The following is a 26141-nucleotide window of genomic DNA, read 5'->3' on the forward strand; positions in this document are numbered from 1 at the left end:
GTTGTTTGGATCTGAGACAGCATCGGGAGCTCCAAGGTCCCCGCCCAATAAAGGGTCCGTGAGTACTACATTTCTAACGTATTTCCTCCTTCGCTGGTTACCGTAAATTGGCAGATTATTAAGTTACATCCTTGTGCTCCACTATCAATACTCCCTAGGGGGTTACCTGTCTTTACCACGGCTATTTCCGAACTTAAAGGGCATGAGTCCAAGGCGACGGTTGTGGCATCGTCATCGTTGACATTTTCGTCAAATTGACCTACAACATTCGCAGTGACCGATGTCAGTGTTTCCATTTGATCATCTATTTTTTCTTGTGGTGTTGTAACATGGGCAGCGCTATAGGTCCATACTTCCCCAATTTCCAGAATATTATCAGGATTGAGACTTTCCGTAGGGCCCCTAATGATTCCCTCCAACAAAGCATCGCTGACCACAACATTTTCCAAGTCATCCGTACCTGTATTGGTTACAGTAATCTCATACAATACGAGATTACACCCAGGGCTACCTTCCAAACCGTCCAAAGGGGTGCCATCCACGGTAATGGAAATTCCTGGCGCAAAAGGCATATCCCCGAATGAATTGAAAATTTCATTTTTGGTAGAATGATTGATAATCTCTGCAAAACAGCTGTGAGTAATTAGTAAGGCAAAAATGGGAATTAAACTTCCCTTGATAATGTTCTTCAGTGAGTTTGGGAGGGTAGTATTGTTCATGTGGAATGGTTTAATACAAAAACATAGAAAGTGTTTCGTTATATGGAGGATTACAGAAAACCCCTTTAAAAGCCAATGGAACTGATTTAAAACTTTTGGTAGTCAGTACTTTATAAGAGTAATTTTCATTGTATTATGGGTCCAAATATCTACTTAAACATTTTTATATGTTGTCCTGAATTGACGAACGGGTGGATTCAATTGACGTAGAGTGGATATGAATTCACGAATGGTTTTTACGGAAAGTTATAAAAGGCGATATTTTCCGTTAATCTGAAAATAACAGTAAGAAAAAAGACACCTATTTCACTTAAATGGGTGTCTTTTTTTTAATTGTCGAAATGGTAATTAAAGACTGTTCTTTAAATAATTAGCGGTGTAGGATTTTGAATTTTTGACGATTTCCTCAGGAGTACCCTCTACCACCAAATTTCCTCCCTTTTCACCGCCTTCAGGACCGAGGTCGATAATATAGTCTGCACATTTGACCAGTTCCATATTGTGTTCGATAACAATTACCGAATGGCCTTTGTCAATGAGCTCATCAAAGGATTTTAGCAGTTTTTTGATGTCGTGGAAGTGAAGCCCTGTCGTAGGTTCATCAAAGATGAACAACGCTTTTTCCTTTGTATGACCTTTTACCAAAAATGAAGCAAGCTTTATGCGTTGTGCCTCACCACCGGAAAGGGTAGAGGAGGACTGCCCAAGCGCTACGTAGCCTAATCCGACATCTTGCAAAGGCTTTAGTTTGGTTACGATTTTATCCTGCTTGTGGGTTGAAAAGTGCTCAATGGCATCATCAATGGTCATGTTAAGAATATCATCGATGTTCTTTCCTTCAAACTGTACTTCGAGGATATCTTTTTTGAATCGTTTGCCGTCACAAGCATCACATTCCAAATGCACATCGGCCATAAATTGCATCTCTACAGTGATTTCACCTTCGCCCTTACATTTTTCACAGCGCCCACCATCCACATTAAAAGAAAAGTGTTTGGCCTTGTAGCCACGAAGCTTGCTCAGTTTTTGTGATGCAAATAGACTACGGATATCATCGTAGGCCTTTATATAGGTAACGGGATTGGAGCGTGAGGAACGTCCAATGGGGTTTTGATCCACAAACTCTACGTGTTTAATGTGAGCATACTTGCCTTCCATTGCCGAGAACTGACCGGCCTTTTCACCATAACCTCCTGTTTCCTTTAAGATGGACGGATACAGTATTTTTCTGACCAAGGTACTTTTTCCACTCCCTGATACGCCCGTTACCACGGTAAGCACATTCAATGGGAATGTGACATCTATATTTTTAAGGTTGTTTTCACGGGCGCCCTTGATTTGAATGTAATGTTTGGAATTTCTTCGCTCTTTGGGCACCGGAATTTTCATGGTCCCATTAAGGTACGATGCTGTAAGTGAATCAGCTTGGAGGATGGTTTCCCAATCTCCAGTGGCCACAACGTTTCCGCCCAAGGTCCCTGCTTCTGGACCAATATCGATAATTTCATCGGCAGCTTTCATAATGTCTTCATCATGTTCGACTACGATTACGGTATTGCCCAAATCACGAAGCGATTTTAAGACTTCGATCAAATTCTCGGTGTCTCGAGGGTGCAATCCAATACTGGGCTCGTCCAAGATGTACATGGAGCCAACCAAACTGCTTCCCAATGATGTAGCCAAGTTTATCCGTTGACTTTCTCCGCCAGATAGCGTATTGGATTTTCTATTTAAGGTAAGGTAGCTCAAACCAACCTTGTCCAAAAAGTCCAAGCGCGTAGTAATTTCCTTCAAAAGTCTTTTAGAGACTGAGGTGTCATGCTCGGAAAGTTGCAATGCTTCAAAAAATGGCATCAACTGGTTGATGGGCAGTTCTATCAAATCTGAAATGGACTTTCCGCCGACTTTCACATAATCTGCTTCTTTTCGCAGTCGCTTTCCTTTACATACAGAACATCTGGTTTTACCACGGTAACGGGAAAGCATCACCCTGTTCTGGATTTTATAACTTTTCTCCTCTAGCTGCTCAAAAAACTTATGGATTCCTATAAAATGTTCGTTTCCGTCCCAGACCAATTGTTTTTGTTCTTCGGAAAGTTCAAACCAAGGTTTGTGGATTGGAAAATCAAACTTGTAGGCAGCATTTACCAATTGATCTCGGTACCAGCTCATACTTTCGCCACGCCAAGGAAAAACGGCATTCTCGTAAACCGATAAGGCTGTGTTGGGAATCACCAAATCCGCATCAATACCGATTACATCGCCATAGCCTTCACATTTTGGGCAGGCTCCATATGGATTGTTAAAGCTGAACAAGTGGACATTTGGTTCCAGAAACTTCATCCCATCCAGCTCAAACTGGTTACTAAAGGTTTTGATCTCATCTGTTTGAAGATTCTCGATGGAGCATTGCCCTTTGCCTTCAAAAAAAGCATTGTCTACCGCATTGGCCAAACGATTGTAAAAGTCTTCATCATCCTTTACAATGATACGATCTACCACCAAATCAAATTCCCTACCAATATCTTCAGGAGCTTGATCAATTCGAATGACTTCTCCTTTATATTTAATACGGGCATAACCTTGCTTGGAGAAAAGCTCCAAGGATTTCAACGGTTCACGTTCTTCGCTGATGGTTATGGGAGCCAATAATAAGAGCTTGTCCCTTTCGTTGAGTTCCTTTATATAATTAATGACGTCGGTAACGGTATGCTTTTTCACTTCCTTGCCCGAAATAGGGGATAGGGTCTTCCCGATTCTCGCATACAACAACTTTAGGTAATCGTAGATTTCCGTAGTGGTCCCGACCGTAGATCGTGGATTGGTGGAATTTACTTTTTGTTCTATGGCAATTGCGGGGGCTATACCTTTAATATAGTCAACCTTGGGTTTGTCTAGCTTTCCCAAAAACTGGCGTGCGTAGGAGGAAAGACTTTCCACATACCTACGCTGTCCTTCGGCGTACAGTGTATCAAAAGCTAAACTGGACTTCCCTGAACCTGATAAACCCGTGATAACCACCAATTTATTCCTCGGGATAACAACATCTATATTTTTAAGGTTATGCAGTTTGGCACCCTTTATGATAATATTCTGCTTGGGATCTACGTTGATATTGATTGCCATCTGTTAAAATTAGGGTCTCAAAGATACGATACACAACACTTAATACGTATATTGCATCAGTTAACATATAAAAATCGTCAACTCACAACATAGATTTTAGGTCGCCTACCTGTTTATCTATATTTGGTGTGTAATTAAAATCCTGATAGGCCTATACAGAATAATTACTTTTTAAAGATTAAAAACTGAATAACTAAAGTCTTTCTTGGTAAAGGGAGGACTGTGATTTTAACCCAAAAAAGTAATTTGTATGGAACAACTACAGATTAAAGACTCGATTTTAGTAAGGAACTACATTGACGGAGACGAAAAAGCTCTTGAAATCCTGATCAACAGGCACAACCAAAGAATCACCAGCTTCATTTATAGCAAAGTTTTGGACAGGGATGTTGCAGAGGACATTTTCCAGGACACTTTCATCAAGGTGATCAAAACCCTTAAAAAAGGAAAATACAGCGAAGAAGGTAAATTTTTACCCTGGGTAATGCGTATAGCGCACAACCTGGTAATAGACCACTTCCGTAAGAACAAAAGAATGCCCAAATTCGAGGGTAGCGATGATTTCAATATATTCTCCGTAATTAAGGACGAGAAATTGAATGCCGAAAAGCAAATCATCAAAGATCAGATTGAAAGTGACCTTACCCTTTTGATCGATGAATTGCCAGACGATCAAAGAGAAGTGTTGATTATGCGTATTTATAAGGATATGAGCTTCAAGGAGATATCCGAAAACACCAACGTGAGCATCAATACAGCTTTGGGAAGAATGCGATATGCCCTTATCAACCTTAGAAAAATCGTAGAGCGTAGAAATATCGTTTTAACGAATTAATTGGCATTACGTCGAAGCCAACAATATTTCCAATCTAGTGCCGTTATATAATGGAAACAATTACTTACGCTAGAATATGGAAAACATTTACTCTGAAGAACAAAAATCCGTTAGAACGGTAAAAGCGAGTCAGAAAACAGTAGATTTCTTACTTAGCTTTTCAAAATCGATTCATGTAGTTGACTACAAAAAACACCAGTTTGAAGTAACATTGAATTAATTTAAGGATCAAACTGATGAAAAGAGCCGCAATTAGCGGCTCTTTTTGTTTTTATAGTATTCGTTGATCACTGATTTGCGTCCAATGGTCTTGGTAATAACATCTTTTTCCAAGTCCCAGCCCCTTGCAGGGGAATATTCCCTACCGTACCATATAATTTGGAGATGCAAACGATTCCAAATCTCTTCAGGGAACAATCGTTTGGCATCACGTTCCGTTTGCACCACGTTTTTACCACTACTGAATCCCCAACGGTACATCAACCGGTGAATATGGGTGTCCACAGGGAATGCAGGGATTCCAAAAGCTTGTGAAACCACTACACTGGCCGTTTTATGTCCTACGGCAGGTAATTCCTCAAGTAAAGCTATGTTCCGAGGTACCTCGCCGTTATACTTTTCAATCAATATTTTGGAGAGCCCGTAAATTCCTTTGGATTTCATAGGGGAGAGCCCCACGGGTTTGATGATTTCCCGAATTTCCTCCTCTGAAAGTTTGACCATATCAAAGGGATTATCCGCTTTCTCAAATAATAATGGTGTAATCTGATTGACCCGAACATCGGTACTTTGAGCTGATAACAAGACAGCAATCAACAAAGTATAGGGGTCTTTATGGTCAAGTGGAATGGGTATGGTCGGATAGAGTTCATCCAGAGTTTTTATAGCAAAATCAACCTTTTCTTGTTTGGTCATATTTGTTTAACTTTGATAAAGTAAATATTAAACAATTAATTCAAGAGCAACGCACATGAATATGTTAAAAGTAGGGGATAAAGTACCTGATTTTTCAGCAAAAGACCAAGACGGCAACACAATTAATCTAAGCGATTACAAAGGCAAAAAATTGGTTGTATTCTTCTATCCCAAGGCAAATACCCCAGGTTGTACGGCCGAAGCTTGCAATTTACGGGACAATTATAAGGAATTGCAAGACCAAGGTTATGAACTTTTGGGTGTTAGCGCCGATTCGGAAAAAAAGCAATCCAATTTTAAGAACAAATATGAGTTCCCTTTTCCATTACTGGCCGATGAAGACCATACGGTAATCAACACCTTTGGTGTTTGGGGACCGAAGAAGTTCATGGGCAGGGAATACGACGGCATCCACCGAACCACTTTCGTTGTTGATGGTGATGGTAAAGTGGAAAATGTGATTGAAAAAGTAAAGACAAAAGATCACGCAGCGCAGATATTGTCTTAATATACTATTTGTCACATCGAGCTCAGTTGAGATGTCTTAAAACAGGAAGCATTTTAAAGTTTTTGACTATGCTCGAACTGACAATTTTAAATAAAAAAGGCGCTGATTCAGCGCCTTTCTTTATTTCTATTCTTTTTCTTCCAGAACTTTTCTGGTAAATAAGTCCTTTTCCTTGATGATTTCAGCAATACCCTCGGGAAGTTCTTTTTCCCATCCTTCATCTTTGTTGATGATTTGCTTGAGTACATCCCTCGAGAAAATATGGAGAATATCAGGATCATAATCAATAATGTCCATTACCTTGCCATTGTACTTGAAGAATTTGTACAACTCCTTCATTCTTGGATGAACTTTTACATTGTTGCTCGTAAGGATTTGTCCGGTTTCAGGATCTTTCATCGGATAGAGATACACCTTCAAATCCTTAAAGAACAATTTACCGAATGCCTCCAATATACCACCACTTAAGTGACGATAGTATTTCTCATCAAATACATCCACCAAGTTGTTGACACCCATTGTCAATCCAATCTTGGCCTTGGTATAATTATTAAAGTATTCTACAAGTTTATAGTACTCCTGGAATTTGGATATCAGTACCGTATGGCCTAGGGAACAAAGTAGTTCTGCCCTGTCCATAAAATCCTGCTCATCAATCTCCCCAGCTGCTTTTAAGTTGGACAAGGTAATCTCAAAAACCACAATGGCATTTTCCATATCCACCGTTTGCTCCCTAACAAAGATGTCGTATGATTTCTGGAACATGTCCATATTCACCTTGGTAACCGGTCTAAAACTACCGCGCAATGCCAAGATATTTTTCTTGTAAAGAACAGCTGCAGGAAGCAAGTTATTTCCATCCGGGCCGAACATTACGGCATCCGTCATGTCATTTTTAATCAGCTGAAGGCTCATCAAACGGTTATCGACGTCGGCAAAATTAGGCCCCGTAAAGTTGATCATATCAATCTCCAAAGTATCATGGTCGATATGATCGTAGAGGTATTTCAAAAGCTTTTTGGGCTTATGGAACTTGAAAAAAGCCCCATACATCAAGTTAACCCCTAAAATACCTAAAGTTTCTTGCTGTAACCTAGCTTCATTTTGCTTAAAACGGATATGTAGAACAATCTCATCATACTCTTTTTGATCAGGATCCAACTGAAAACGAAGTCCTACCCAACCATGTCCCTTGTATCTTTTGGAGAAATCTATGGTGGCCACGGTGTTGGCAAAACTGAAAAACAGATAATCAGGATTACTTTCCCTGCTGATTCGCTCCTCGACCAATTTCATTTCGTGGTCCAGCATCTTTTTCAAACGTGACTGCGTAACGTAGCGTCCATCTTCCTCAATACCATAAATAGCATCACTAAAAGATTTGTCATATGCGCTCATCGCCTTTGCAATGGTCCCGGAAGCTCCTCCAGCTCTAAAGAAATGTCTGGCGGTTTCCTGCCCAGCACCAATCTCGGCAAAGGTTCCGTAAATATCACGGTTCAAGTTTATCCGAAGGGTTTTCGCCTTGATGGAAGGAATATTCTCAAAAGCATTTTCTTTGCTTGGTAAGCTAGGCATGTCCGTTTTTTTAATGTGAAGCAAAGTTACACTCTTCACGCAATCTATTAAATAAATAAGTTATAATTTTGGATTTAATGGATGATAAGATGACCATTACTTTTTTGGGCACGGGAACTTCACAAGGAATACCGGTAATCGGAAGCAACCATCCCGTTTGCCTCAGTAAAGACCCCAAAGACAAAAGACTTCGCGTATCCATGTTGATTTCATGGAAAGATTACAATTATGTAATTGATTGTGGCCCAGATTTCAGACAGCAAATGCTGACCAATCCCATAGATAAATTGGATGGGATTCTGTTTACCCACGAGCACGCCGATCACACCGCGGGGATTGATGACATTCGCCCTTTTTTCTTTCGACAAGGAGACATTCCCATCTATGCACATCCAAGGGTGCTGGATTCCCTCAGAAGACGTTTTGACTACATTTTTGCAGATGAAGACCGTTATCCAGGAGCACCAGCCGTACAAGTGCACGAAGTTTCAAAGAACGAGAACATTCCTTTGGGCGATTTGGATGTGGTACCTATTGAAGCTTATCACAACAGATTACAGGTCTTCGGGTATCGTTTTGGTGAGTTCATCTACATGACCGATGTGAAACGGGTAGAGGAGGAGGAAATCAAAAAAATGAAAGGAGCCAAAGTATTGGTAATAAATGCGCTTCGGCTCGAGCCCCATCACTCCCACTTTAATTTAGAGGAAGCTTTGGAATTTGCTGAAAAAGTGGGGGCAGAGCAAACGTATTTTACCCATATCAGTGCTTTGTTGGGATTTCATGAAGAAGTGGAAAAAAGTCTTCCCAAAAACATACATTTGGCCTACGATAATCTAAAGATAAAAATATAGAAGTTCTTAATTCGTTATGATAACATATTACAAAGTGTTGGATTGTCATCTTGCGCCCAGTCGAAAGAAAGACAAAACATCTCGACTGCGCTCGATGTGACATTAATTGGAATTAAGGATTTATAAAATTTTCAAATCCATGAAAAAAAACATATTTCTATACCTATTTGTTTTTGCCGCTTTGTTGGCCCTTTTTCAATATGTAACGGGAAACAATATGCAAAAAGCATTGACTTCAGATGTAAAACAGCTTGAGGAAGAGGTGGTGGAATTGAAGGATTCACTCCAAACCATGCATTTAAAGGTTTTGGATATACAATACTTCACTTTGGATAACAATGATGATGCTTTGGCGTATTATGATCATTTAAACTTGGAAAATCCATCGCTCTACATTCAAGATAAATTGTTGGAAACCAATGAGCAAAAAGGAGATAATCCTTTGATTCCCTACGAAGGAATGGAAAGTGATTTTAAAATCAATAAAATCAAAGTACTCAACCATAAATGGATATTGGCCGATTTCTCTGACGGTAAATATTGGGGCGACCTGATTATAAAGTATGAGTTGAAGGATGATTTGAGTGTTGACTTTACTCTGGTAGACCACCTACTTTATACACGTAGCAATTGATTTTTTTGACATTCGAAATTGCTAGCTCTTAAAAAAGGATTCTTCAGTCCTACACACCTTCAGAATAACAAAGTGGGTTTCAAGTTCAATATCACAACAACAAAATAACTTAATAACAGAGTAACTTTAGCATCGATTGTTATCATTCACTCAAGTTTCACGAATTTTTGCTCTTGAACTTTAAACTCAAGTCAAACACGTTCCTCCAACCACTTTTTAAAGGAAAAGAAATTCTGTTGTGACACACCGTGCCCCACGGGAAACTCTTCATAAGTAGTCGGAATATTCAGTTTTTTCAGGAATTCCGGGGATTTCTCGGCCCATTCCAAAGGAATTACTTGATCCACTTGCCCGTGTGATACATAAAAATTAAGATTACTGTGGTCTTTATCAACATAGCCTTCCACCAAAATATTTTCGTTGATGTAACCGCTCAATGCCACTACATTCTTCACTTTCTCTGGATAAGACAATGCCACAGCATAACTCAAAATGGTTCCTTGGCTGAAGCCTAACAGGGTTATGTTCTCCTCATCAAGATTGTACGCTTCGGTAGCTTCATCGATAAAAGCCACAATCTTTTCCCTAGACTCCTTGGCCTGTTCATCATCACTCCATTTTCCTTGTTCCGCATCAAAATTAATGGCATACCATGCATGGCCAAAGGGCTCTAAGTTATACGGTGCCTTTACGGAAATTACCATTAACTCACCAGGCAATTCCGATGCAAATGAAAAAAGGTCTTCTTCATTACTGCCATAACCATGAAACATGAAAAGAGCTGGGATTTTCCCAGAAACTTTGGATGATGGTCGAAGTAAGTATTCTAGTGATAAGGATTTTAGGGACATTGTATTAGTTTATGATATGAATGTAAACCATTTTTGAAAGTATTTACCCAAAACGGGCAATGGTTTTGTTTTTTCGTTTAGCGCCTGTAAGAAGCCGAATACCCATATAACTATATAAAAAAGATAAACCGGAACAGCAAGGGATGCATATCCAGCATAGGTCATCAAAATCGCCAATGCATGAAAAAGGACGTGAATGCCAAATGCCTGCCGAATATGGAAACGAGCAAACGCATTTTTAGGTTCAATATTCATGGTTATTGCAATTAAGCAACCGACTATGGTTATGTAAGCCACAACTGCGGTCGTTTTTCCAGGGGTGGAATTACTCATTATAATGTACTTTGATTATTGTTGATGACTCCGTAAACTTTTCCTTTTAATTCAGCACCTACGAACATGCTGTTTTTTGATGTGGAAAGAATGTGTTTTGTATCAAAAGTATACTCCCCATCAGGATTGAATAGGGTAAGACAAGCTTTGGCACCCTCTTCCAATTTTGGGGAATCGATTTGATATCGTTCTCGTCCCTTGGTCAATAAGGTGATGGTTTCATCCAGTTCAAAAATGGTGTTCAAACTGCCAAAAGCGGATTCCAATCCAAGGCTGCCACTTTTTGCATTATCGAATTCCACTCGTTTGTGCTCAATATCCATGGGAATGTGGTCCGAAGTCACAAAATCAATGGTCCCGTTTTTTACCCCTTTGATCAATGCCTTACTATCGGTTTTTGTGCGCAGGGGAGGGGACACCTTAAAATGGGTATCAAAACCTACTAAAGTCTCATCCGAAAAAAAGAGATTATGCACAGCGACACTACAGGTTACATCCAATCCTTTTTTCTTGGCATCTGCAATCAGTTTTACCGAGCCAGCCGATGAAATGGTGGGAATATGAAGTTTTCCACCTGTGTATTCCAATACGAACAAATCCCTTGCAATCTGAAGTTCTTCAGACAAAGCGGGGATACCTTTCAGTCCCAGTTTTGTGGACACCTCGCCTTCGTGCGCAACCCCTTTTCCTTTGATGTCGCCGTCCTGAGGAAAGGAATACACCAATCCGTCAAAGTTTTGGGCATACAACAATGCTATTTTCAGCAGATTGGGGTTGGAAATCTGTTTTTTGAAATCATAAAAGGCAACCGCACCGGCATTTTTCATATCAAAAAGCTCAGCAAGGGCTTCGCCATCAGAATTTGTGGTCAGGGAGCCTATCGGATGGACTTTCGTAGCCTTTCCTTGTCCGCGTTCCTTTAAAAACACCACATCGGAACTTGTATCTGGAACTGGATGGGTATTGGGATTGAGAACAATATCGGTAAAACCACTTTTCCCTGCCGTAAGCAATCCATTGGCAATCGTTTCACGTTCCTCAAACCCAGGTTCGCCGAAACTCACGCTGCTATCAAACCATCCCAAAGAAACATGCAGATTGTCTTTCTCCACGACCTTACTGTTACTGGGAGCTTCCACAGAGGCACCAATTTTTTCAATAATTCCTTTTTTGATAAGGATATCCCGCTTTTTCAAGTGTAGTTCCTTGTTCTCTGGGCATACAATTTTTGCAGACTTCAGCAGAATGTTCATGTAACAAATTTTTGAATGAGTACCTCTATAAGCGCCAGAAGCAATGCTAAAATAACAAACCATTTCCAATATGCGGTAATGTTGTTCTCTGCTTCCAAATATTCGAATAACTCCGGTATGGAGTCCATGTTGTTTACATTTTCCAAAGTTCCAATATCCAGATATTTAAGCTGGCTTTCCGTTCTTGGGTAGTTGAAACTAATATTTTGTAATACTTGATCGTTCTGTACAATCGTGTAAATCCCATCTTCGGTAGGGTTTTGGTCAAAAGTTAGGCGAACTCGATTGGGAAACGTTTGTTGGAGCGGAATAAACTCATAGCCTTCTTTGGCGACTTTCAATATATCGTCCGTTCCGATTTCTGCTGAAATATCTACCGTAGTGACAGTTCCAAGTGTCTGGTATGACTTGGGAATCTGTAAACTCGATAGCGCCATATTATAAAAAGTAGGTACAATCAACGGAGAGTTGATGAAATTTGAGTTTTCCAATTCCAATGGAGCGGTAAACACGTACAAGCCGTCATCACCGACTAAAAAGGCATTACCACCATCCATGGACAGCGCAACAGAAAGACCAGTCTGTAGGTTAAAATGCTCTTTTACTGATGGATACTGAAAATTTGTTACTTCTTGCTCAAACACATTACGGTACAACGGATGGGAAAAGCTTATGGTGGTTAATTGTTGGTCGGCAACAATCTTTTCGGAAAACTGGGTGGCAGATAATGCGGACAACAAGCTGTTGTAGGATGAAATATCGCTATTGCTATCAGGTACTACAATCAGAGTGCCACCATCATTCTTGAATGTTCGCAGGATATTCTGGAGACTGCTCGGTATTGATAGTTGAGTGTCCAAGATCACCACATTTTGGTTGCCCAAGTTGCTATAATCCAATTGATTTAAACGGTACTTTTGAAATTCAAACTCTTCTCCCCGAAACAAGCGGTTTAAATAATCGCTATCCGATTCGCTAATGGCCAATACCTTGATCTTCTCTTTGGAATTGATATTGAAGTAAAAACGATTATCATACCCCAAAGCATTATCGATGATGCTCAAACGCCCGTTCAAGGCTTCATTGGCAGGTATGGTAAATTCGACCGTTCCCTCTCCATCCGATTTAAATTTTGCCGCTGTTTTAGCAATTAATTCATCCCCATCGTACAGTGAGATTGGTAATGCCTCCTCTTGATTGCCACCAGAAAGAAAAACCTGTAGGGTAGCCTGATCATTTACATTGGCTTCCACAAAAACAGAATCGATGGAAATGTTTTGAACTTCCCGCGCTTGCATGGGAACAAAATACGTCGATAGTGTGGAATCCAAACCGGTATCTCCCGCAGCTATCCGTTCTTGAAAATCTGAGATTACGATTAGATTTTTGACGGTGCCATTATTTTGGGAGAACATGCTTTTGGCCTTTAGGCCAATCTCATTAAGATTGAGTTGTTTATACGAATAGGGTAGGGACAACAACGTATTTTGGATGTCAGATTTCCTGACATTGGAAAATGTTTTTTCATTGGTAAACAGACTGAATTCAGATTCCCCATCCATATTCTTGATCAAATCCTGAACGGCTTTCTCCAACAGGGCGATGCCATTGTTTTTGGCCTGCATACTAAAGGAGTCGTCCAAATACACTACGGTTTCTTTTTCTTGAAGTGCTGTGTTGGCCGAAGAAAAAGGTTGCGCGAATGCAACAATAATAGCAGCTAGCAGTAGCAAACGTGTAAGCAATAGCAGCCATTTTTTAAGAGTGTTGCTTTTTCTTGACTCAGAAACCACCTTTTGGAGCATGGCCACATTGGTAAATGGGGTCTTGGTAAAGCGGCGTAACTGGAATAAATGAATTAAAATGGGTATGACTAGAAGAAAAAGTGCCCAAAGAATTTCTGGATGTTTAAACTGCATTCCCAACGTTGCTTGATCAAAGATAGGCATTAAAACATTCTGATTTCAAACTTCATTTATCAATTGTCAATGACCAATTAACAATTAGCAATGAACAATTATTATCAACCTGTTGTAATTTTGGCGAAAGTAATTCATCTTTTTTGACAGGTATTTTACGAATGCGTCGAATTTAACTTGTTGTTATTTCGAGCTGCTAACCTGAGCGGAGTCGAAGGGCAGTCGAGAAATCTATTTTAAAGAAGCGTTGAATCAACAAAAAAAGAAATAATCCTGCATTGGGGATTGGCCCAACTCGGTAAAATAGCTTCGAATTTCGTTTTGCGCATCTTCGTTGGCCACGGTAATGATACTTTGGGGCTTTTCTAAGTTCTGCAAAGCCTCAAAATGAACCAGTTCTTTACCGTAGATTTTTTTACCGATTTTCTTTGGATTGTCGCATAGCCAAACAAAGTCCAAACCATGCTTTTTTAGTCCTTTGGCAATCTTTTTGCCTTTAAAACCTGCACCCCACACCACTAGAGGTCGATTGATATCGTGATTTAGTTTAAGAAAATAATGCAGTTTAATATCCAAAAAATAGTTCTGGGCATAGTGCTCATGCGTTCTAGAGGTGCGGGTGTCGTAATCGCGCCAAAGATGCAGCACTTGATCGCAGGGGATAATTTTTAGTTCGTGCTCATAAAATCGAAACGTGAGGTCATAATCTTCAGGATAGCGCTGGGGCTCAAAACCTTTGCATTTTTCAAAATCATCACGATGGGCCATCCAGCATGGAGAGGGGATGACACATTCCTTATATATCTCATCAAAATTGCTCCCTGTTGATGTCAAACGGTTCAGCCATTCCTCGTACCTTTCGTAGCCATTGCTGATACCTCGGCTCGAAAAATACTTTACTTGCCCCACGGCAATGTGACCGATGCCTTTTTCTTGTAAAGCATTGACCATTGCTTCCAAACGATTGGATTTCATGATATCATCCGAATCCATCCGAGTCACAAAGTCTCCACTACTTTGAGCATAGCCCGTTTGAAGTGCAGGAATGATTCCGTTTCCCTTATTTTGAAAAACTTTGATGCGTTCATCTTTTTGGGAATAGGAGGTAAGAAGTTCAAAGCTATTATCTGATGAATGGTCGTTCACGGCCAAAACTTCCCAATCGGAATAGGTTTGATTCACAATGGAATCCAGACATTCGGGCAAATAATGTGCGGTGTTTTTAAAGGGAATAATGATACTGACCTTGCCTTTTTGCATACCGCAATGTAACTAAATTCGCAACAAGCCACTTAAGTGAAAGGAAGCAAATCGGGCTCCAAATACGTTGTTTTTGCTTTTGGGTCAGCAATCACTTTATTATCATAATGTTGAAGTAGTAATTCTTTGAATGATGTGATCAATCTTGGATACTCCGCGACAAATTCATCAAATGTAGCTGCATTTGATTTTTGCCTGAAATGGTGAACCACTTTTACCGCAGCCACTGTCAATGTAGTATGGTACTTGGTGCCATCCCCGTGAAGTTTATCAAAATCTTTGATGGCTACACATGTTTTGGAAATGGCAGTTTCTTCATCAAAGAAATTCAGGTATACCCAAGCTAATTTTATATGCGCTTTGTGGTCGAACGCTTCAGGTGGAAATTTCCCGCTTTCAAAAGCCTTTATAAAATCAGCGTCGTTCATTCTACTCGTTTTTGTGAACTTTAGCAATGGCGTCTTTCACCATCTCTTCCATGACTGCGTATCCGGCTTTGGTCACATGCACTTCGTCTGTGGTCAATTCTGATGGAAGTCCATTTCTGTCATCTGCCATTTCAGAGAAGTAGTCCAAGTACAACACATTCTGATCTTCGGTCATATCCTTGAGCATTTTGTTCAGTTTTGGAATTTTGATATTGGGTTCTAAACCAGGTCTCCAAGGATAATCGTAAGCAGGAAGCACAGAACAAACAATCGGCTTAATGCCGTTGGCTTTTGCTAGTTCTACCATGGATAAAATATTATCATGGATTTGCTCCAACGTCATAGGGCCTGTGTTTCCCGCAATATCATTGGTTCCGGCCAAAATCACCACCACTTTGGGGTTTAGGTCAATAACATCTTGGCGAAAACGTAACAACATTTGTGGTGTGGTCTGTCCGCCAATGCCACGGTTTACATATGGATTTTCAGCAAAAAATTCTGGATGGGTACCTATCCACATTTCTGTAATGGAATTTCCCATGAACACTACTCGGTCCTCTCCATCTGCAGGGGCAGACAGTTCTGCATTAGCATCTTTATACTTTTCCAAATTGGGCCAATCTTGGGCATTGATTTTTGAAGTGCTCGATAATCCGAGGAACGATAGCATAATCCAGAGTATGGTTTGTTTTCTCACGATGTGTGGTTTTTGTTAAAAATAGAAAATTATCATAGCACAAAAAGTAAATACACTATAAAAAAGAGTAGTATCGTGGTTATAATGGCATAAAACATTATCCTCTTTTCCTTTTCTTTCTGGATGAACATCATTTTACGAATACGAGCTATATCGCGTGGGGTGGACTTTTTAAAGTGTAATTTTGTGACACTTTTTTTGCCATAAACTTCATCCTTGGATTTAGGCTCTCTTTTTTTTAAAAGTCCCCGATTAAATTTATCTGCTATTTTTCCGTGAAAACCAAAGCCCATATCAAATGATAAGTGCACAAAATTCATAATTTGTTACAAAAAAAGCGGCATAACCTAAAAAGTCATACCGCTCTGATAAGAATAAATATTATGTGAATCAATACTTGGCGCTCTTCCCGTTAGCTTGGGTTCTTAGGATAAACGCTCTAATATCTTCATTGGCTGTTTTTAAGTCTTCTTTGCGCAAATACATCATGTGCCCGGAACGATAGCCCTTCCACTCGAATCTATCCTTCATTTTACCGCTCGGGTCTACTTGTGACATGGTATACTTAGCTGCAAAATAGGTACACGCACCATCATAATAACCGGATTGAATCAAAACGTTCAAATATGGATTCTGTGCCATGGCTTGACGTAAATCATCCCTAACATTGTCATTGCTATCATCCCAAGGGTGGACAGGACCAAACATATTGTATTTGATATCGGTTTTAAAATCAAGCTCTTCCTGAAGGTAATAGTTGATGGCTGGGGTAAAGCTGTGCAACCAAGAGGTCAATTCTGGAGAGTAATCCGGTCGGGTACCTGCCAAGGTTTTGTCGATTCCCAAATAGCGGCTATCCAAACGCCCAATGGTATATCCGCTTTTGTCCCTTAACAATGCTTTCCAGAAAAATTGTGTAGGCACATCCAAGTTGTGATCTATGATGTCCTTGGCTTCCAATCCAGAATAGCGAGCCATTTTATTGGCAATGGCCTTACGTTCAGCATCTGGGATAAAGCCACCTTTGGCAAGAGCGGGCAATAATTCATTGATGGTAAACTCTTCTACTTCGGGCAGTACCTCAAGTAAGTCTTTGCTTTGCAAATCAGAAGGTAGAGCTTTGTGGTGCCATGCCGTAGCGGCAAAATAGGGCAGGTTCAATGCACTCGAAACAGGGTCGTTGTCCCGGAACACCTTGTAATCAGCAGGAGAAACCATGATGACACCGTTCAGGTACATCCATTGTTGGTTCTGAAGCGCCAATGAAAGCCCCATTACTCGAGTACCTCCATAACTTTCTCCCACAATATACTTTGGGGAATTCCAACGGTTGTTTCTGGATACAAAGGTGTTCAACCATTCAGCCAAATATTTGGTATCGGCATTGATTCCGAAGAATTTTTTACGATCTACTTCTTTTCCTGTTTCTGGAATAGTTCGTGAGTAGCCTGTGTTTACTGGGTTTACATACACAATATCAGTCACATCCAAAACGGAATAAGGATTTTCCTTGGCACCATAAGGCTGCACAGGATATCCTTCGTCATCGATTTTAAGGATACGCGGACCTGTGTAGGCCAGATGCATCCAAACAGAACCGGAACCTGGGCCTCCGTTGAAAGAAATCAATAAGGGTCTGGACGATCGGTCCTTTACATCATTTTTAGTATAATAGGTGTAATGCAATGATGCGATGGGTTCTCCCAATTCGTCCCAAACGGGCTGTGTTCCTGTGGTTGCGGTATAATCGATTCGTGAACCGTTGATGGTCACGGAATGTTGTGTGGTCACAGTAGTGTCAACTGGGAGCTTTCGTTTTTGGGCAAAGGTCAATGAGGTACAAAGTACTATCCCCAGTAGTAAGAGTTTTTTCATTATATAGAGTTGAATTAGTAGTTCATAAAAATAAGGAATTTGAGAATTCCTGTTCCACTAAAAGGAATACAAATGATGTTGTTAAGGTATTTATCGTTATTTTTAAGTTCATACGCTAAATCCATTTTCCATGAAGAGTTTTACCCGAAGAAAATTCAATAATCTAACCGTAAAAGGAATAGGGGGAGCCGCCTTGATGTCCTCTATGCCGTTTGCCTGTGCCATGGGTGCTGGCCAAGACAAGAAAAAATTGGGTATTGCTTTAGTGGGACTAGGCAGTTACAGTACTTATCAATTGGCACCTGCTCTGCAGGACACACAACATTGCTATCTGGCGGGCATTGTCACAGGAACCCCTGAAAAGGAGAAGATTTGGGCGGATAAGTACGGAATCCCCAAAAAGAACATCTACAACTATCAAAATTTTGATGATATCGCCAACAACGAGGATATTGATGTAGTATATGTGGTACTTCCCAACAGTATGCACGCCGAATTCAGTATTCGTGCTGCACAATCAGGCAAACATGTTATTTGTGAAAAGCCGATGGGTATCAGTGTAGCTGAGTGCACGGCCATCATTGATGCTTGTGATAAAGCTGGTGTAAAATTGGGAATGGGCTACAGATTACATTCCGAACCCTACACACAACAGGTCAAAGAATTCGTGAAAGAAAAGACCTTTGGTGATATCTTGTTTGTATCAGCGGATGCTGCCTACCGTTCCACAGGCAATCCAAACCAGTGGCGTTTGAATAAAAATCTTTCAGGAGGGGGTGCTTTAATGAATATGGGGGTGTATGCCCTGCAAAGTACCATTTATGGTACGGGCGAAAATCCAATTTCTGTTGCGGCGCAGGAATTCAGTACCCGACCGGAATATTTTAAAGATACCGACGAGACCATAACGGCACAATTTGAGTTTCCGAGTGGGGCAGTGGGCAATATTTCCACTTCGCATAATTTCAATGCCAATGCAATGTACGCTTCGGGAAGTTCAGGCTGGTTTCGGTTGCAGCCTGCGAACAATTATGGTCCGTTGAGCGGAGTGACCTCCAATGGGGATGAAATCAAGTTTCCGCACGAGAGTCAGCAGAAATTGCAAATGGATGATTTTGCACGGCACGTGTTATTTGATGAGCCCAACAAAGCTCCGGGGGAAATGGGCAAACGCGATATGATGATCGTGGAAACCATATACAAGTCCATCGCGAACGGGGGAGAGACTATTGCCTTGGATTTTGAACCTGGTTATGGGTTTGGTGGATGATTTACTTTGGGGATAATCCAAACGTTTTTGTCCAAGTCAACTTTGCCTGACGCTTCTTCAGAAACAAACTTATCAATGATAGTTATTCCTTTTTCCGCCATACTTTCAAACGTATCTATGCCATTATCAGGGAAGTTTTGCCTCGTTCTATGAATGTTGTACTTGTTTGAGAAACCTCTTCTGAATGCTTTTTCAACACCATCTTTTCCTAGCATAAATCCTAGCAACCCACCCCAAGTTGCAGTTGGATTGTCCGAATCCCAACCTGTTAATGTCCCGATTTTTATGGTTTCTTTGATGTCCCCCTCTCCATAGAACAAACTGACTAAACTTGCAGCAAAATTGATTCCGGCAGCAAAACAACCGTTGCAGTACAAATTCTTTGAAGTAATATCGTAACCATCTTGCTGATTTACTTGGTAGCGTACATAAATGGAATCCCTGGTTTGTTCCCACGGAATTCCGGATTCATATAATCGCTGCGTGTAATCAAACATTTTGGCAGGGTAGGTATCATCAGGAAGTACTAATCTGGCTTGGTTTGCCATCCAGTTTATCTGCTGTTTAATACTTTGTTCCTTGTTTACCGAACTGGCCAAGGAATACATGTAAACATAAAATTTTGAAATCTGTTCCGACTCGTTCCGTGCAGTGGTTTTAATGGGTAAGTCGGCCATTTTCAATGCAATATCAGGTCTACCGGGCGAGAACAGTCCAAAAATCTCCGTAGTCAGTTGTGCATCAATCATTTCATAATGCTCGTTGTTTTCAGGATTGCCCGTTTCCGGTGGAAGAACTCCTTCTTGCATTAAATCAAATGCTCTTTGGTTGGAGACCCATAAATAGTTTTCTTCTTCAGATTTGATATGCTTTAACCAACCGTCACGGATTTGTTCCGGTGTCAAAATACTGGTTTTGTTTTCGTAAAGAAGATATTGGTAGATATACTCGATATCGGTATCATCGTCCGAGCCCCATATTTCAGTGGATTCTTTAAAAACAAAATCAATAGTTTCCGAAAGCTCGCTGGGCACACCTTCTCCCCAAATGCTTGGTTGATCCGGTTGCCCCCAATCTTTTCGAGTGTAAAAATTACCAGCTTGTATTTCGCCAACATTTCCGATTTTATCCATTTCGGTGACCAAGCCCGTCCAATTTGCTATACACTGACCCAGCCAAAACCCATACAATTGAGAGCGGTATTTTTCCCTTGAGATTATTAACTGTTCTTGTTCTGTGTCATTTCGAACATTTTGTTTTTTAATGTCCGGTCCACACGAAAGACAAGTGAGGATACAGAAAAAAATAAAGGCAATTTTCATTTAAATAGATTGTACTTTTAATATGAACAACAATATAAGTGTATTTGTCCTCTTACATTGAAGAAAACTCAGTTCAATCCCTAAAACCTTTCAAAAACCCCCAACCCAAATAGCGCAAAATCATATTTTACGGGGTCGGTAGCATCCAGTTTTCTTAAGTTTTTGTCCAGTTCCTGTAGGGCTTTGGCATCGTTCTGTTTGCGTTTGAGTAGTTTGAGCTTGCGGGCCACATTGCCGGAATGCACATCCAACGGACAAGAGAGCTTGGCGGTGTCAATATCTTTCCACAGTCCAAAATCCACGCCCGTGCTATTGTCGCGAACCATCCATCGTAAAAACATATTGATGCGCTTGGCTGCGGAACCTTTATTGGGGTCGGACACATGCTTTTGCGTTCGGCTTTGATGCGGCAATTCAAAAAACAGTTCTTTGAACCTGGAAATGGCAGGCTGCATAGAATCTTTGGTTTGATGCTCGGTAAAAACAGCCTCCAGACCACCGTGATTTTCATAGATATTCTGCAGACTGGTTATAAAGTAACCAAGGTCGATACTATTAAAGGTGCGGTGCACAAAAGGGGAGAAGCGCTCCAGATCATCTTCAGAATGGTTCATGACAAAGTCGTGTGGCGTGTTTCCCATCAACCCCATAAGTTTTGTGGCATTGTTGATGATGCTCTTTCGGTTGCCCCAGGCAATGGTAGCCGTTAGAAATGCGCTGATTTCAATATCGGCTTTCTGCGTGAACAAATGTGGAATCTGCAAAGGGTCATCCTCTAAAAACTTGGGATGGTTATATTCCGACACTTTGACATCCAAAAATTCTTTGAGCTCCGCCTTGGTCATATCAGTCCTTGGAAACGATCAATCCATCCACCATGGTGAGCTTTCGGTCCGCCATATCGGCCAGTTCAAGGTTGTGCGTTACCAGAACAAAGGTTTGCCCAAACTCATCCCGCAATTGAAAAAACAGCTTATGCAAATTATCCGCACTTTCGGAATCCAAATTTCCGCTGGGCTCATCGGCCAAAACCACAGAAGGGTTGTTCATCAAGGAACGAGCCACGGCCACACGTTGTTGTTCTCCTCCTGATAAGGCATTCGGTTTATGGTCGTAGCGATCTTTCAACCCTAAAAAATCCAATAATTCCTTGGCACGCTTTTCAGCTTCAGCTTTTGGAGTTTTTTTAATAAAAGCTGGAATACAGACATTCTCCAAAGCTGTAAACTCGGGTAGCAACTGATGAAACTGAAAAATAAACCCAATATGCTCGTTTCGGAATTGAGCCAAACTCTTGTCATTGAGCTGGTTGACGTCCGTATCATTGATCAATAAAGTGCTTTCCCCTTTGTTGGTAGGTGTATCCAGAGTTCCTAAAATTTGTAATAAGGTGGTTTTGCCTGCACCTGAGGCTCCTACTATGGAAACTACCTCTCCTTTTTTTATTTCCAGATCTACCCCTTGTAAAACCTTGAGGTCTCCGTAACTTTTCTGAATATTTGTGGCCTTTATCATAAGTACAACTTCGCAGGTCGAAGATAATCATTACTGTGGTATCGCAAAGATTGTATTTTCAGAATATAAATGAAGTAAAGGCTTTATGTATAATTTCGACCAAACATCATATAAAGTTTTGTTAGAATTAATTTTACCAATTAAATATTGTTTAACTTTGAACTCAAATGAATAAACAAAATAATTCATCATTGGAAACCGCTATTTTTGCCGGGGGATGTTTTTGGTGTACCGAAGCTGTTTTCCAACGGCTTGATGGGGTTGAGGAAGTAGTATCCGGCTATACTGGCGGAACCATTAAAAATCCTTCTTACCGAGAGATTTGCACTGGACGAACCGGTCACGCTGAAGGCGTTAAAATCACTTTTGATCCATCAATTATATCCTATGCAGAGTTATTGGAGGTGTTTTTCGCGACCCATGACCCCACAACACTGAACCGACAGGGCAATGATGTAGGTACACAATATCGTAGCGAGATTTTCTACACCAATCCTGAACAGCGGCAATTGGCCGAAGACTTCATCAAACTATTGGAAAAGGAAAACATATTCAATTCCCCCATTGTAACTGCCTTATCTCCCGAAAAACCCTTTTATTTGGCGGAGGAAGCACATCATAATTATTATAATGAAAACCGGGAGCAACCGTATTGCCAGATTATAATTGATCCCAAAATCAAAAAACTGAACAACTCTTTTTCAAAAAAATTAAAGCATGGCACCATATAGAAACCTCGAGGAATACAACATTGAAATTACCAATGAGGTAAAAGAACATTTCTCCAAAATTGTGGACGATATTGGGGAAGACGTTACCCGGGAAGGACTGATAAAAACCCCAGAGCGTGCTGCCAAAGCTATGCTTTTCCTTACCCAAGGTTACAAACAGAATGCAGAGGAAATCCTGAAGGGGGCCATGTTTGCCGAGGATTACGACGATATGGTCATTATCAAGGATATTGAGCTGTATTCCCTTTGTGAGCACCACATGTTACCATTTTTTGGAAAAGCACACGTTGCTTACATTCCCAATGGACATATTGTTGGGTTGAGCAAAATACCTCGCGTAGTTGATGTATTTGCCCGTAGATTGCAGGTGCAAGAACGATTGACGCATGATATTTTGGAGTGCATCAACAAAACATTGAAACCCAAAGGTGTTGCTGTGGTCATAGAAGCGGCCCATATGTGCATGATGATGCGTGGAGTACAAAAACAAAACTCTGTTACCACAACTTCTGGATTTCGTGGACAGTTTGAAAAAATCGAAACCCGAAATGAATTTTTGAAGCTGATCAGCGCCGATTTGTCCTAAACCTCTTTCCCATTTAAGTTGGAATTGCTATTTTTCCCCTATGGCAGAAGAAAAAGATAACAAGTACCGCAATCTCTTATTGGGTTTGTTGTTAGATTGTATTGGTATGCTATCCTTTGTGATTCCAGGCATTGGTGAGTTTTCGGATGTTATTTGGGCCCCTGTTGCAGGTTGGCTTATGACGCGCTTGTACAAGGGCAGGGTAGGGCAAGCAGCAGGCTTGATTACGTTTACCGAAGAGTTGGTGCCTGGTATGGACGTAATTCCCACCTTTACCCTTACTTGGATTTACACCTATTTATTGAGCAAGAAAAAAGGTCAACCTATAAAAGATTGACCTTGATTTTATGTTGATAAACTTTCCGTTTGCTATAATGGCACATTCAAATTAAAAGAAATATTCCTTCCAATATTGGCAATGCCATCTGCCTTTAATCTAGATAGGTGCGAGATATAGTTCTTGTCAAAAAGGTTGTTTCCGGTAATGGAATACCCCACTTTTTGATTGAAGATTTTCATATCACCACCAACGCCTACATTAAATAGGTTATATCGACCAGTTGGTGTTTCAAAATCGGCCACTTTGTTCTGGTCAAAATGCGTTTGAAGCGTCACGAATGCATAGCATTTGTAATCTTGGTTCCTTTTTTTCCATTCCACTCTAAACGTGTTTGTCCAGCGGTTGGCAGGAATCAGAGGCAAGTTGGAATTGTCTTCCAATTCACCAAAAACAATGTCGTAGCTACTTTCCAAGTGCAACCAATCAATCGGGTGGGGGTGTAAGTGAAATCCAAACTCTCCACCATACAGAATCGCATTTTGTTGTTGGAAATCATAAATCGGGTCCATTTCCCTAAACTCTCCGGTCGGCTCAAGATAAATGTAATCGTTTACAATATTGTAGAACGAGTTGATATAGGCTTCAAGGTGCTTGTTCCCATATTCAAGAGCCAAATCAACCTGAAAATTTTGCTCACTATCCAAATCCGGGTTACCGATTTCCACGCGGTTGGCCCCACTGTGCAATCCGTTGGAAGATAATTCAGATAAGTTAGGAGCCCTGAATCCCGTGGCCAAGTTCAAACGGCCCATAATATTTTGGGTCAAATCCATACGGTATCCCACTGCTGCATTGAAACTATTGAAATTCTTGTCCAAAGCAGGAATGTATTCTTCATCCCCTTCAATACCACTTGCTTCGCCGTTTATGGATCTGAGGTCATACCGCAATCCAATTTGAAGGTCACTTTTATCAAAATGAATGTGTGAGGTAGCCAACACTCCAAAATCGTTGGTTATGGCATTTGGCACCAATACTTCTTCCCCAAAGTTTTCATTGGTTTGATGCATCCCTTGCACACCAAAAATGGTTGTCATTTTACCCCATTGTGGGTTGAACTGGATGTTGTAATTGAACGTGCTCAGTCTCATGTCCAAGGCAGCACCTTCGTGCCCCTCTTCTTCATGATGTTCTTCTTCCTCAGCATGTTCCTCGCCTTCTTCGTGCTCGTGCTCTTCCTCTTCTTCATGGTGGTGCTCTTCAAACTCTTTTCTGTTATTTACCGTATAACCAAAAGTGGCCTCCAAACTCGATTTTTTGAAAAAGAAGTTGTTCTTGGAGCTCAAAATATGAGTGGATAACTCTTGATAGGGCATCAAGGGGTCACGGTCGTTGTTCTGAACTCCTATTTCTTCGGGTATGCCTAATTCTGAAGTGTTGTAGTTGTAGCGCAGCTCCGTTTTAAATGTAGAAGCTTGATACGCCAAGCCTGTTTTCAAATCGGCTTCGTTGAATCTGGAGTTGGTAACGCTTGTTCCATCCCCAGTTTCGTAATCTGCATTGGAAGCATAGGCGCCACGCACCAAAAATTTAAGCTTTTCCCCTGATGTTTTGAAGCCAGCATTGGCATTGTAGCCCAAGGTATTGGTAAAATACCTCATATTTACATCGCCCGAAGTTTCTCCTGCAGTTTCAAATTTCTCGGGATTCAAATAGAGTACTCCACCCAAGGCATCAGAACCATAAAGTAAGGATGCAGGTCCTTTGATAACCTCTACGCTGGAGACACCGGCATCGTTGATGCCCAAACCGTGTTCGCCTCCATATTGTTGGTTTTCCAAGCGAACACCTTGTGTGTACACCAATACACGGTTAAAACTCAAACCACGGATAACGGGCTTTCCAATTCCCACACCTGTAGAAACGGAGGATACCCCTGGAATGTTGGTAATTCCTTCGGATAGTGTTATCCCTCCTTGTTGTTTGAGTTCTTCTATGGATTTTTGTTCCACCTTCATCACGTTTTCGCGCTGTAATTTGTGGAATGGGGTAGAGAGGACCACTTCATCCATTTCTATGGCCGATGGAGCCATCTGATAATCGAATGAATTGCTTCCAGCATTGATTTCGATGGATGTGGAATAGGTTTCAAATCCTATATAGGAAACAACCAGTTTATAATTTCCCTCAGGTAAATTTTTCAAGGTAAAATTACCATCCATGTCGGTTATGGTTCCGTTTTCCAATTGTGGAATATAGACTGAAACCTGTTCTAAGGGTTCGCCTGTTTCGGCATCGGAAATGTTTCCTGATAGGGTGTTTTGTGAATAAGTATAAATAGATGTCAATGCCAAAAGCATTGAAATATAAAATTGTTTCATTGTAAAAAATAAATGGTTTAAAAGACTTAAATCAATCGGTAATTACTATGAAACTGAGGGAGGACCGCGTAACGCCCGGAAAGAAACTTCTTTGGGCTTATAAATAAAGGTGTAGACTGATGTCGTGTACCTTATTTCCGGTATTTCGACGGGAAGGTAAGTGAACGATGAGTTGAAAAGTACTTTATTGGCAAGAGTGAAATCATGGAAATCACAATCCAAATTGCCATCGTGAATATGATTTGTACCATACGCAATACATTTCTCCTCT

At 40.7% G+C, this 26141-nt stretch carries 24 protein-coding genes; 8 read left to right on the forward strand and 16 right to left on the reverse strand.

Going from position 1 to position 26141, the window contains the following annotated elements:
* Nucleotides 1–65 precede the first annotated feature (65 nt).
* Nucleotides 66–719: a DUF7507 domain-containing protein gene (locus tag EO132_RS03280; protein ID WP_127136581.1), complete on the reverse strand. Its 654-nt coding sequence runs from the start codon at nucleotides 717–719 to the stop codon at nucleotides 66–68.
* 348 nt (nucleotides 720–1067) lie between these two features.
* Nucleotides 1068–3845 carry an excinuclease ABC subunit UvrA gene (gene uvrA / locus EO132_RS03285; protein ID WP_127136582.1) on the reverse strand — a complete coding sequence of 926 codons (2778 nt, stop codon included), beginning with the start codon at nucleotides 3843–3845 and terminating at the stop codon, nucleotides 1068–1070.
* Between the two features lie 250 nt (nucleotides 3846–4095).
* On the opposite strand from uvrA, the gene EO132_RS03290 reads away from it, so the two are divergent.
* Nucleotides 4096–4680 carry an RNA polymerase sigma factor gene (locus EO132_RS03290; RefSeq protein ID WP_127136583.1) on the forward strand — a complete coding sequence of 195 codons (585 nt, stop codon included), beginning with the start codon at nucleotides 4096–4098 and terminating at the stop codon, nucleotides 4678–4680.
* Between the two features lie 252 nt (nucleotides 4681–4932).
* Here the strand turns inward: EO132_RS03290 and EO132_RS03295 are convergent, their stop codons facing one another.
* The gene (locus EO132_RS03295; RefSeq protein ID WP_127136584.1) at nucleotides 4933–5595 is read right to left on the reverse strand and encodes an endonuclease III domain-containing protein; all 663 of its coding nucleotides are present in this window, start codon (nucleotides 5593–5595) and stop codon (nucleotides 4933–4935) included.
* Between the two features lie 55 nt (nucleotides 5596–5650).
* On the opposite strand from EO132_RS03295, the gene bcp reads away from it, so the two are divergent.
* A complete protein-coding gene (bcp, locus tag EO132_RS03300; RefSeq protein WP_127136585.1) occupies nucleotides 5651–6103 on the forward strand; it encodes a thioredoxin-dependent thiol peroxidase in 453 nt (150 codons plus the stop codon).
* Nucleotides 6104–6229: 126 nt separating this feature from the next.
* On the opposite strand, the gene EO132_RS03305 is transcribed toward bcp, so the two are convergent.
* Nucleotides 6230–7681, reverse strand: coding sequence for a TonB-dependent receptor (locus tag EO132_RS03305; protein WP_127136586.1), 1452 nt, complete (start codon nucleotides 7679–7681; stop codon nucleotides 6230–6232).
* An 89-nt stretch (nucleotides 7682–7770) separates the two neighbouring features.
* Here EO132_RS03305 and EO132_RS03310 point away from each other — a divergent pair, with 89 nt between their 5' ends.
* Nucleotides 7771–8535 (forward strand): MBL fold metallo-hydrolase, encoded by a 765-nt coding sequence (locus EO132_RS03310; RefSeq protein ID WP_127136682.1) that lies wholly within the window; start codon nucleotides 7771–7773, stop codon nucleotides 8533–8535.
* A gap of 139 nt (nucleotides 8536–8674) precedes the next feature.
* Nucleotides 8675–9169, forward strand: coding sequence for a hydrolase (locus EO132_RS03315; protein WP_127136587.1), 495 nt, complete (start codon nucleotides 8675–8677; stop codon nucleotides 9167–9169).
* 191 nt (nucleotides 9170–9360) lie between these two features.
* Here the strand turns inward: EO132_RS03315 and EO132_RS03320 are convergent, their stop codons facing one another.
* The 8 genes from EO132_RS03320 to EO132_RS03355 all read right to left on the reverse strand — a co-directional run bounded on the left by EO132_RS03320 (nucleotide 9361) and on the right by EO132_RS03355 (nucleotide 17785).
* A complete protein-coding gene (locus EO132_RS03320) occupies nucleotides 9361–10020 on the reverse strand; it encodes an alpha/beta hydrolase (protein ID WP_127136588.1) in 660 nt (219 codons plus the stop codon).
* Nucleotides 10021–10029: 9 nt separating this feature from the next.
* Entirely contained in the window at nucleotides 10030–10353 is a 324-nt protein-coding gene (locus EO132_RS03325) for a hypothetical protein (protein WP_127136589.1), read from the reverse strand.
* Nucleotides 10353–11606: a dihydroorotase gene (locus EO132_RS03330; RefSeq protein ID WP_127136590.1), complete on the reverse strand. Its 1254-nt coding sequence runs from the start codon at nucleotides 11604–11606 to the stop codon at nucleotides 10353–10355. Before EO132_RS03330 ends, EO132_RS03325 begins: the two co-directional genes overlap by 1 nt.
* A complete protein-coding gene (locus EO132_RS03335; protein ID WP_235856369.1) occupies nucleotides 11603–13525 on the reverse strand; it encodes a BatA domain-containing protein in 1923 nt (640 codons plus the stop codon). The genes EO132_RS03330 and EO132_RS03335 overlap by 4 nt, the downstream gene beginning before the upstream one ends.
* Before the next feature lie 252 nt (nucleotides 13526–13777).
* Nucleotides 13778–14785 (reverse strand): glycosyltransferase family 2 protein, encoded by a 1008-nt coding sequence (locus EO132_RS03340; RefSeq protein WP_127136592.1) that lies wholly within the window; start codon nucleotides 14783–14785, stop codon nucleotides 13778–13780.
* A 32-nt stretch (nucleotides 14786–14817) separates the two neighbouring features.
* Nucleotides 14818–15213, reverse strand: coding sequence for a hypothetical protein (locus EO132_RS03345; RefSeq protein WP_127136593.1), 396 nt, complete (start codon nucleotides 15211–15213; stop codon nucleotides 14818–14820).
* Between the two features lies 1 nt (nucleotide 15214).
* Nucleotides 15215–15910 (reverse strand): SGNH/GDSL hydrolase family protein, encoded by a 696-nt coding sequence (locus tag EO132_RS03350; RefSeq protein WP_235856370.1) that lies wholly within the window; start codon nucleotides 15908–15910, stop codon nucleotides 15215–15217.
* A 390-nt stretch (nucleotides 15911–16300) separates the two neighbouring features.
* Nucleotides 16301–17785 (reverse strand): S10 family peptidase, encoded by a 1485-nt coding sequence (locus EO132_RS03355; protein ID WP_127136594.1) that lies wholly within the window; start codon nucleotides 17783–17785, stop codon nucleotides 16301–16303.
* 130 nt (nucleotides 17786–17915) lie between these two features.
* Here EO132_RS03355 and EO132_RS03360 point away from each other — a divergent pair, with 130 nt between their 5' ends.
* Entirely contained in the window at nucleotides 17916–19055 is a 1140-nt protein-coding gene (locus EO132_RS03360; RefSeq protein WP_127136595.1) for a Gfo/Idh/MocA family protein, read from the forward strand.
* On the opposite strand, the gene EO132_RS03365 is transcribed toward EO132_RS03360, so the two are convergent.
* The 3 genes from EO132_RS03365 to EO132_RS03375 form a co-directional block, all read right to left on the reverse strand.
* The gene (locus tag EO132_RS03365; protein ID WP_127136596.1) at nucleotides 19037–20377 is read right to left on the reverse strand and encodes an ADP-ribosylglycohydrolase family protein; all 1341 of its coding nucleotides are present in this window, start codon (nucleotides 20375–20377) and stop codon (nucleotides 19037–19039) included. The genes EO132_RS03360 and EO132_RS03365 overlap by 19 nt on opposite strands.
* A gap of 80 nt (nucleotides 20378–20457) precedes the next feature.
* Nucleotides 20458–21222 carry a TIGR02757 family protein gene (locus EO132_RS03370; protein WP_127136597.1) on the reverse strand — a complete coding sequence of 255 codons (765 nt, stop codon included), beginning with the start codon at nucleotides 21220–21222 and terminating at the stop codon, nucleotides 20458–20460.
* A gap of 1 nt (nucleotide 21223) precedes the next feature.
* The gene (locus tag EO132_RS03375) at nucleotides 21224–21892 is read right to left on the reverse strand and encodes an ABC transporter ATP-binding protein (protein WP_127136598.1); all 669 of its coding nucleotides are present in this window, start codon (nucleotides 21890–21892) and stop codon (nucleotides 21224–21226) included.
* A 167-nt stretch (nucleotides 21893–22059) separates the two neighbouring features.
* Between EO132_RS03375 and msrA the strand changes: the two genes are divergently transcribed.
* Genes msrA through EO132_RS03390 form a run of 3 tightly spaced genes read left to right on the forward strand, consistent with a single transcriptional unit; the run spans nucleotide 22060 to nucleotide 23546 of the window.
* Entirely contained in the window at nucleotides 22060–22623 is a 564-nt protein-coding gene (gene msrA / locus EO132_RS03380) for a peptide-methionine (S)-S-oxide reductase MsrA (protein WP_127136599.1), read from the forward strand.
* Nucleotides 22610–23209 carry a GTP cyclohydrolase I FolE gene (folE, locus tag EO132_RS03385; protein WP_127136600.1) on the forward strand — a complete coding sequence of 200 codons (600 nt, stop codon included), beginning with the start codon at nucleotides 22610–22612 and terminating at the stop codon, nucleotides 23207–23209. The genes msrA and folE overlap by 14 nt, the downstream gene beginning before the upstream one ends.
* Before the next feature lie 40 nt (nucleotides 23210–23249).
* On the forward strand, nucleotides 23250–23546 hold the full coding sequence (locus EO132_RS03390; protein ID WP_127136601.1) for a hypothetical protein: 297 nt from the start codon (nucleotides 23250–23252) through the stop codon (nucleotides 23544–23546).
* Nucleotides 23547–23578: 32 nt separating this feature from the next.
* On the opposite strand, the gene EO132_RS03395 is transcribed toward EO132_RS03390, so the two are convergent.
* Nucleotides 23579–25870, reverse strand: coding sequence for a TonB-dependent receptor (locus tag EO132_RS03395; RefSeq protein WP_235856372.1), 2292 nt, complete (start codon nucleotides 25868–25870; stop codon nucleotides 23579–23581).
* Between the last annotated feature and the right edge of the window lie 271 nt (nucleotides 25871–26141).

This window comes from Flagellimonas oceanensis, from assembly GCF_003992595.1.
Lineage (GTDB): Bacteria > Bacteroidota > Bacteroidia > Flavobacteriales > Flavobacteriaceae > Flagellimonas > Flagellimonas oceanensis.

What these genes read in the sequence shown, in the direction of transcription:
- EO132_RS03280 (WP_127136581.1), bottom strand. Translation starts at nt 719, where the DNA reads ATGAACAATACTACCCTCCCAAACTCACTGAAGAACATTATCAAGGGA.
- uvrA (WP_127136582.1), bottom strand. Translation starts at nt 3,845, where the DNA reads ATGGCAATCAATATCAACGTAGATCCCAAGCAGAATATTATCATAAAG.
- EO132_RS03290 (WP_127136583.1), top strand. Translation starts at nt 4,096, where the DNA reads ATGGAACAACTACAGATTAAAGACTCGATTTTAGTAAGGAACTACATT.
- EO132_RS03295 (WP_127136584.1), bottom strand. Translation starts at nt 5,595, where the DNA reads ATGACCAAACAAGAAAAGGTTGATTTTGCTATAAAAACTCTGGATGAA.
- bcp (WP_127136585.1), top strand. Translation starts at nt 5,651, where the DNA reads ATGAATATGTTAAAAGTAGGGGATAAAGTACCTGATTTTTCAGCAAAA.
- EO132_RS03305 (WP_127136586.1), bottom strand. Translation starts at nt 7,681, where the DNA reads ATGCCTAGCTTACCAAGCAAAGAAAATGCTTTTGAGAATATTCCTTCC.
- EO132_RS03310 (WP_127136682.1), top strand. Translation starts at nt 7,771, where the DNA reads ATGACCATTACTTTTTTGGGCACGGGAACTTCACAAGGAATACCGGTA.
- EO132_RS03315 (WP_127136587.1), top strand. Translation starts at nt 8,675, where the DNA reads ATGAAAAAAAACATATTTCTATACCTATTTGTTTTTGCCGCTTTGTTG.
- EO132_RS03320 (WP_127136588.1), bottom strand. Translation starts at nt 10,020, where the DNA reads ATGTCCCTAAAATCCTTATCACTAGAATACTTACTTCGACCATCATCC.
- EO132_RS03325 (WP_127136589.1), bottom strand. Translation starts at nt 10,353, where the DNA reads ATGAGTAATTCCACCCCTGGAAAAACGACCGCAGTTGTGGCTTACATA.
- EO132_RS03330 (WP_127136590.1), bottom strand. Translation starts at nt 11,606, where the DNA reads ATGAACATTCTGCTGAAGTCTGCAAAAATTGTATGCCCAGAGAACAAG.
- EO132_RS03335 (WP_235856369.1), bottom strand. Translation starts at nt 13,525, where the DNA reads ATGCAGTTTAAACATCCAGAAATTCTTTGGGCACTTTTTCTTCTAGTC.
- EO132_RS03340 (WP_127136592.1), bottom strand. Translation starts at nt 14,785, where the DNA reads ATGCAAAAAGGCAAGGTCAGTATCATTATTCCCTTTAAAAACACCGCA.
- EO132_RS03345 (WP_127136593.1), bottom strand. Translation starts at nt 15,213, where the DNA reads ATGAACGACGCTGATTTTATAAAGGCTTTTGAAAGCGGGAAATTTCCA.
- EO132_RS03355 (WP_127136594.1), bottom strand. Translation starts at nt 17,785, where the DNA reads ATGAAAAAACTCTTACTACTGGGGATAGTACTTTGTACCTCATTGACC.
- EO132_RS03360 (WP_127136595.1), top strand. Translation starts at nt 17,916, where the DNA reads ATGAAGAGTTTTACCCGAAGAAAATTCAATAATCTAACCGTAAAAGGA.
- EO132_RS03365 (WP_127136596.1), bottom strand. Translation starts at nt 20,377, where the DNA reads ATGAAAATTGCCTTTATTTTTTTCTGTATCCTCACTTGTCTTTCGTGT.
- EO132_RS03370 (WP_127136597.1), bottom strand. Translation starts at nt 21,222, where the DNA reads ATGACCAAGGCGGAGCTCAAAGAATTTTTGGATGTCAAAGTGTCGGAA.
- EO132_RS03375 (WP_127136598.1), bottom strand. Translation starts at nt 21,892, where the DNA reads ATGATAAAGGCCACAAATATTCAGAAAAGTTACGGAGACCTCAAGGTT.
- msrA (WP_127136599.1), top strand. Translation starts at nt 22,060, where the DNA reads ATGAATAAACAAAATAATTCATCATTGGAAACCGCTATTTTTGCCGGG.
- folE (WP_127136600.1), top strand. Translation starts at nt 22,610, where the DNA reads ATGGCACCATATAGAAACCTCGAGGAATACAACATTGAAATTACCAAT.
- EO132_RS03390 (WP_127136601.1), top strand. Translation starts at nt 23,250, where the DNA reads ATGGCAGAAGAAAAAGATAACAAGTACCGCAATCTCTTATTGGGTTTG.
- EO132_RS03395 (WP_235856372.1), bottom strand. Translation starts at nt 25,870, where the DNA reads ATGAAACAATTTTATATTTCAATGCTTTTGGCATTGACATCTATTTAT.